The sequence below is a fragment of the Mesorhizobium sp. M5C.F.Ca.IN.020.32.2.1 genome (assembly GCF_004023105.1).
GTDB lineage: Bacteria > Pseudomonadota > Alphaproteobacteria > Rhizobiales > Rhizobiaceae > Mesorhizobium > Mesorhizobium wenxiniae.
Map to the genome: position 1 here is coordinate 1 of NZ_RZSX01000342.1, position 6,300 is coordinate 6,300.

At 60.6% G+C, this 6,300-nt stretch carries 6 protein-coding genes; all 6 read left to right on the plus strand.

Translation table 11 applies throughout. From position 1 onward, the window contains the following. On the plus strand, positions 1-1,112 hold a 1,112-nt coding region (gene nifN / locus EOA86_RS17970; RefSeq protein WP_128342884.1), incomplete at its 5' end, for a nitrogenase iron-molybdenum cofactor biosynthesis protein NifN. Then, positions 1,078-1,575 (plus strand): nitrogen fixation protein NifX, encoded by a 498-nt coding sequence (gene nifX, locus EOA86_RS17975; RefSeq protein WP_091599467.1) that lies wholly within the window; start codon positions 1,078-1,080, stop codon positions 1,573-1,575. The genes nifN and nifX, both read left to right, overlap by 35 nt. A gap of 14 nt (positions 1,576-1,589) precedes the next feature. Continuing rightward, entirely contained in the window at positions 1,590-2,069 is a 480-nt protein-coding gene (locus EOA86_RS17980) for a NifX-associated nitrogen fixation protein (protein ID WP_029356518.1), read from the plus strand. Continuing rightward, positions 2,066-2,881 carry a response regulator transcription factor gene (locus EOA86_RS17985; RefSeq protein ID WP_029356516.1) on the plus strand — a complete coding sequence of 272 codons (816 nt, stop codon included), beginning with the start codon at positions 2,066-2,068 and terminating at the stop codon, positions 2,879-2,881. Before EOA86_RS17980 ends, EOA86_RS17985 begins: the two co-directional genes overlap by 4 nt. A gap of 92 nt (positions 2,882-2,973) precedes the next feature. Further along, positions 2,974-3,846 carry a universal stress protein gene (locus tag EOA86_RS17990; RefSeq protein ID WP_091599578.1) on the plus strand — a complete coding sequence of 291 codons (873 nt, stop codon included), beginning with the start codon at positions 2,974-2,976 and terminating at the stop codon, positions 3,844-3,846. Between the two features lie 847 nt (positions 3,847-4,693). After that, complete coding sequence (locus EOA86_RS17995) at positions 4,694-5,992, plus strand: SidA/IucD/PvdA family monooxygenase (protein ID WP_091599464.1); 1,299 nt, start codon at positions 4,694-4,696, stop codon at positions 5,990-5,992. Positions 5,993-6,300: the final 308 nt, after the last annotated feature.

The following is a 6,300-nucleotide window of genomic DNA, read 5'->3' on the forward strand; positions in this document are numbered from 1 at the left end:
CGAAGCCAAAGCTGATCGGGGTGTGCACGACCGCGCTCGTGGAGACGCGTGGCGAAGATTGCGCGGGTGATATTGCCAACGTCAAGCTGAAGCACACGCAAGAGCTTGCGGGTACGGAGGTCGTGCTGGCCAACACGCCGGATTTTGACGGCGCGATCGAAGAGGGCTGGGCCAGGGCAGTCACCGCAATGATCGAAGGGATTACACGCTCGGGCGAACGGGCGCGGCACCCGAAGAAGATCGCAATCCTGCCCGGATGCAACCTCACTGTCGCCGACGTCGAGCATATGCGGGACATGGTTGAAAGCTTTGGGCTCAAGCCGGTTATTCTGCCCGACATCTCAGGCTCGCTCGACGGTACGGTTCCTGACCGCTGGGTAGCGACCACATACGGCGGCACCAGCGTCGAGGACATTCGCGAGTTGGGCACGGCCATGCAATGCATCGCCATCGGTGAGCACATGCGCCGCCCGGCGAAAGCGCTGCTCGGGTTGACCGGCGTGCCTTACGTGTTGTTCCAGTCACTGACTGGGCTGCAGGACACGGACCGCTTCGTGTCGCTGCTGTCTTCGATTTCGGGCGCGGCGGTACCGGCCCGCGTGCGCCGGCGCCGGGCGCAATTGCAGGACGCGATGCTCGACGGACATTTCCATTTCGGCGGCAAGAAAATTGCCATCGCTGCCGAACCAGACCAGCTGTTCCAACTTGCAACCTTCTTTGCTGGCCTCGGCTCCGAGATAGCCGCGGCCGTCACAACGACCGACAGGTCTAAAATTCTCAAGAAAGTCCCGGCGGTTTCGGTTCAGATCGGCGATCTCGGCGATCTGGAAAGTCTTGCCGTCGGTGCTGACCTGCTTGTCACGCATTCGCACGGGCGCCAAGCATCGGAGCGGCTCCGAATTCCGCTCATGCGCATCGGGTTCCCGGTCTTCGATCGACTAGGCAGCCAGCACAAGCTCGCAATTCTCTATCAGGGCACCCGCGACCTGATCTTCGAGGTCGCCAACATCTTCCAGGCCAACCAACACGCGCCCACTCCTGAGGCGCTTGATCCACTCCGTAATCGAGAAATATCACATGAACGCTGTTCGCCGCCTCTCGCTGGTCAGTAATGAGGTTTTCGCCCCGATGCCTGAACGACGTGCGGGCGCATTGCGCGTTGCGATCGCCACTCAGGACATGCAGAACCTCAATGCCCATTTCGGGTCGGCCAAGCGCTTTGCTGTCTACGACGTGACGCGCGAGGAATGGAATCTCGTCGAAGCCGTGGCCTTCGATGACGTTTCGGATGAAAGCGGGGAGCATCGGGCCGAGGGCGATGACCGCATCACGCCCAAGGTGGATGCGCTGAAAGGCTGTCATCTGCTGTTTTGTCTGGCGATTGGCGGACCTTCGGCAGCCAAGGTTGTCGCGGCAAAAATCCACCCGATCAAAGTGGCGGAGCCCCAATCCATCCAAGAGGTGCTGTTGCGCACGCAGATGATGCTCAGGACGTGTCCTCCGCCCTGGCTGCGCAAGGTGCTGGCGCAAGCGGGCGTTGCCGAAACGAAACCGTCCTTCGAGGACGAGGACTGATAGGAGGACGCCAAATGTCTGACCCCGCAATCCCCCCAGCTGTCACCGAAGACGAGGCGGCTCTTTGCACCCCGTTCGTCAAATGCCTCGTGCGGCTGATCCGTGCTCAGGATTCCTATGGCTCGTGGGAACGCAAAGCGGACGCCGAGCTGCTGGGCGACTTCATCATTACCAAGGAACAGCGCCGAGCGATCCCGATCATCGGAGATCCCGATCCGGACGTGCTGTGGAGGCTCGACAAGTACTACGCCGCCATCGGGCTTGCGATCGAGGAGCGCTGCGGCCTTATGGCATCGCCGATGATCCAGGTGAGCCATGAGGGTTTTGGTCGGGTGCTTTTCACGACCGGACGGCTGGTCGTTTTGTCCAAAACGCTGCGCGATGTCCACCGGTTTGGCTTCGAGACGCTCCTGAAGCTCGCCACGGCTGGTACGAAGCTGGTCGACGATGCGATTTCAGTCATCGAAACCTTTCCCCACGTGGCGCTGGCATGATGGGCGCGATTTTCGAGAAAGGCCACCATGACGGACCCGAGAAACTTTGTTGGCCAGTCCCCTCGATCCAGGGGCTCGAGGCCGACCAGGTTGTTGGGGTATCGCTGATGAAGAAGCCGCTGGTCCTGATCTGCTCGCAAGATGCCGAGTTCTATCTGCTCTACAGTCACATACTGGAGGTGGACGGTTTCAGCAGTGAGACGGCAGACGGCGCGAAGGCTGCGCTGGCCTTGGCCGAACAACGGGAGCTTCAGGCCGTAGTGCTGGATTGCGACCCAGCCAGCATAAACGGGTCCGCAATTTGCGCCCACCTCAAGCGGGAACCGCGCACCACCGACCTGCCCATCATCGCCCTGATCGCGCCTGGCGCCGAGCACCAGCACCTCGATCTCTTGAAGGCAGGCGTTGAGAGCTTTGTGCGGCCGGTGGCTCCGGCCAAGCTGCTCGACTGCCTGCGGGCGAGGCTCGGGCTGACCAAGCGTGGTTCGAACGGGGTTGAAAACGACAGTTGGATTTGTTGTGGAGGCCTGGAGATGAAGCTCGATGCCCGTCGGGTTCGCGGTAATGGCCACGACATCCATCTCGGACGGATCGAGTTCAACGTGCTGCGGCTTATGATTGAGGCCCCCGGCAAGGTCTTCAGCCGGGACGAGCTTATCGGGGCGGCCTGGCCGCCCAACATTCATGTCGGTGCACGCACCGTCGATGTCCATATCAGCCGAATCAGGAGGGCGCTGAAAACGGCCTTGCTCGGCAGCGTCATTCGCACCGTCAGGTCGGCCGGCTACTCGCTCGAGAAGCCGGACGACTGAAATCGGTGGTCGAATGTGGTGCCGCTCTCTCTTCCTCCGCTGAGAGCGGGTTGCCGCAGACGCTCCTAACGAAGACCAAGAGAAGCAGGCAAATGGAATTTAAAAGCATATTCTGTGTGACGGGTGCTGATCATTCTGATGAGGACCTCACAACAGCTGCCGGACTGTGTGGCGAGGTCGGCGCGCACCTATCCGTACTGATTATACCGCCTCCATTGCTCTTGATGTCGTCTCCGCCCCTCGAGTGGGGTACGGGACGTGCACAGGCAATTGCAGTACCGAATTATCGATTTCAGCAAATCGAGAAATTTTCACAGGACGTGACCAGAATGGAAAGACGGTCCGCGGATATCCTCAAACGGCTGAAAGCTATGTCGCTTTCCTGTGACGTTGACACCGACTATTGCGATCCGGCTAGCCTCGGTGAAGTGGCGCGACAGCGGGCGCTCTGCGCTGACCTGACGATCGTTGGAGCGGACCTCCTCAACGATGAGACTCTCGGACCTCCTGTTGTCAACGGCTGCTTGTTCGATAGCGGAAAGCCGGTGCTCATCGTGCCGAAGGGCGCTAAGGCGACCCTGTCGCCTCGACGCGTGCTGGTCGGCTGGGATTCGCGCGTAGAGGCCTCGCGTGCGGTTCGGGAAGCTCTTAGTCTCCTATCCGCTGCTGAGGAAGTTTGTGTCGCTATGGTCGATCCGAAGGCGCAAAACAACGGGAAAGGTGCGCAGTCTGGAGCAGACATCGCTGCCTATCTTACTCGGCACGGTGCTCGGGTCTCCGTTGACCTGCTTAAGAGCGCCGGCAAATCGGCGGGCACAGTGCTGACTCAGCACGCGAACGACATCTGTGCTGACATGATAGTCATGGGTGCTTATGGCAGCCGTCGGCTGCGTGAGCGGATTTTCGGCGGTCCGCCGAGCTGGAGCTTTGAGAAGACCACATTGCCGCTGTTTTTGGCTCGCTGATCAGTTCCGTAGGAACACCGATCAGGTCGTAGGACCGCCAACCAGTCCGAAGTCGTCGTCGGTTACCGGTCGGATTGCGGAGACATGGCTGGATCCGCGAACATCGTGCGATGCTTGTCAGAGCCAAACCGGACGCCTCGACTGCTTCAGGACGCTCTCGTGCATCCAACTCGTGCGAGATCGTCTGTAACGGGCAGTAAAGACGAACGGCTGCAGCAGGCCGCAGCCAAGCCACAGGGCGGGTGTACCAGGGGACCCCCGCCTCGGGGCGCGAACCCTGTTGGAAGGCCCCTGATCAGTACCCGGACGCGGGTCAAATCGGCGGCTGCCCCCTGTCAGGCCTGCGGTGTGCAAGGGCCGCTGCCGCGGAGCTTCCTCTGCCCGATCGTCGGGCGTGCGACAATGTCGGGTTCCAGACGAGCTGGAATTACGAGAACTCGTTGGTTTGACGTTTTCTTTATCCGGCACGCTGCATGCATGGGAGTCTCCGAACGCATTAAGAGCCGTTATCCATGGTTACGCCCTCGAAAGAAAGCGCCGCTTCCGTCGTGGCTGGGAAACAGCCAATCCTGGGGTGGAGGCCGGCGCTAGATGCCGCCGTAAGATCCGGAAGAGCCGCGCGACAGCATCACACGCTTTCCTTCCGCTCTTGGGTTCGGATCATGCCGCGCCGCTGTCGATGCCGCCGACATTGAGTCCAAGACCTGGAAGGCGGCACACGCTTTTGCCGTCCTCGCACTCGGGACCGCGGCTCAAGGATGCCTGTGAGGTTCGCAATGCTCAATGCCTGGCGGTCGCCGCGCACATCCCGCTGAGTTGGAAAACACTCCTAGAGGAGCAAGGATAAGTGGACCTCTTTTGCATTGGTATCGGTGCTGGGCCGTCTAATTTGAGCCTTGCGTGTCAGACACAGGAAGAGATTGCGCAAGGGGCACTGTTCCTGGACCGGCAGGTCGATTTCCGCGGACATCCAGGCAGCGCTTTCGATTGCGCGGAGCTCCAGGTCGGCCACTTCCAGGATCTGGTTACTCTGGTCAATCCGCGATCAGCCTACACATTCGTAAACTACCTCCACGAGAACGGGCGTCTTTACCATTTCCTCAATGCGCAATTTCACGGGGTGCTCAGAGCCGAGTTCGCTCAATATCTCAACTGGGCGTTCCAGAAGAATCCGCTTGTCCGTGGCGGCGAGGCCGTTCGCGAAATCCGCTTTGAAGGCGAGTTTCGCGTGCGGACGGACAACGCGGTCCTTGATGCGAGAAACCTCGTCATCGACATAGGCAAGCAGGCGCAAATTCCGCCTCAGTTTCATGGCTGGACTGGACCCAACCTGTTCCACTCATCAGACCTAGCGCATATCCATCCTGAGGTGCACAAAAAGCATGTCTGCGTGGTTGGCGGCGGACAGTCGGGAGCCGAGCTGCTGCTGCACCTTGTCGGCCGGCCGAAAGAACGGCGGCCCGCGGCGGTCACTTGGGTCTTGACGCGCGGGATGCCTTTCGACGACCACCCGTTCACAAACGAGCTGTTCACGCCTTGCTTTTCGGATCGTTTTGCGGCCATGAGCGAGGTGCATCGCCAGCTGTTCCTGCGGCGTTTCGCGCTTGCCTCCGACGGGATTTCAGAAAGCACGTTGCGCGCGGTCTATCAGGCGCTCTACCACCACGCCTTTCTCGAGCCACACCAATGCGACATCACACTGCGGCCAAGTTGCAACGTGTCGCGCTGCATCAACGCAGGGGCGGGGCACAGGCTCACGCTGCAGCGCGGCATGGATAACATCGGAGAAGTAACCGCGGACATCGTCATCCTGGCCACGGGGTACGAGAACGCGCTGCCGGACTTCCTGGAACCGATCGCAGATCGCCTCGAGCAGATCGGCAATGAGCTCGCCACCGGCGAGGATTTTTCTGTGTACTGGGACGGACCGCGAGACAGACGCCTTTTCGTTCAGAACGCCTGCCTTGGACAGCGCGGGCTGGCTGATCCGAACTTTGGCCTGCTGGCCTGGCGAGCGCGCCGCATCCTGGACAGCCTTCTGGGGCGCCCGCCATGCACCAATCCCGAGCATCTGGGCTTCATCAGCCGTACGTTGATCGAGCGCCGGCCCGACCTCGTAGCCGAAGAAATGGGCAGCGGGATATAACTGGTCTACTATTGTTCATTGGCGGTGGCATCCAGGGAATGATGTACGCCTTCGTTGCGGCGAACGCGGGAGCCTTAGCCCAGATCATCTTGACCGAATAAGCACTCGGGCCCTGAGGCACATCGTATATTCTGCGGACGTTTCCCCTACGCTCGTTAAGACCTTACGTTCACTCGAAAGAGTGCGGTAGCCTCAGCGGCCATGGCTGAGCCCGCGCTCAGCGGGGAGGGTCCTTGCCTTTGGCGATGCATGTCGTGGCTGGACCCGGTGAGTTAGGTGAGTCCGGCCCGGTCTACCCAGCCCCTGCG